The sequence below is a fragment of the Streptomyces prasinopilosus genome, assembly GCF_001419695.1.
In the GTDB taxonomy this organism is placed as follows: domain Bacteria; phylum Actinomycetota; class Actinomycetes; order Streptomycetales; family Streptomycetaceae; genus Streptomyces; species Streptomyces prasinopilosus.
In genome coordinates this window covers 7,111-7,526 of the sequence record NZ_LIRG01000352.1, presented here as the reverse complement: position 1 = coordinate 7,526, position 416 = coordinate 7,111, and the positions used below count along the sequence as shown (strand labels likewise).

Genomic DNA, 416 nt, shown 5'->3' with positions numbered 1-416 from the left:
GGCCGGGCGCGGCCAGCGGGCTCTCCATCGAGTCCAGCAGGGCGTCGATGCCCCCCTCGGGGAGCTTCACGAAGGCCGTGGCGCCGTCGTCGTAGTCCCCCTGGGGCAGCGGGTCCCAGCGGCTGCCGCCGCCCCGGGACGTACCGGACGTGCCCTCCGCGTGCTGGTCGTCGGTCACGACAGCGCCCTCCCCAGTGCTCGTCGGGCCAGTGCGGCGACGGTGCGCCGCAGGTGCAGTACCGCGGGCGGCAGCGGCTGGACGGAGCCGTCCTCGCCGGGGACCGGGTCGGGGATGCAGGCCGCGGCGACGTACTCCCCGAACGCGTTCAGCGCCTCCGGCACGAGCGCGCGGTTGTTGTCCCAGTCGATGAGCTGGGCGACCCACTGCTCGGCGTCCAGGGGCCGCAGCGCCATCG

2 pseudogenes are annotated in these 416 nt (G+C 75.7%); both read right to left on the bottom strand.

Annotated elements, in window-relative coordinates:
• A pseudogene (locus AOK18_RS34360) lies at positions 1–178 on the bottom strand ((2Fe-2S)-binding protein); the annotation flags it as partial.
• Positions 175–416 (bottom strand): annotated as a pseudogene (locus tag AOK18_RS34355) (FAD binding domain-containing protein); the annotation flags it as partial. The pseudogenes AOK18_RS34355 and AOK18_RS34360, both read right to left, overlap by 4 nt.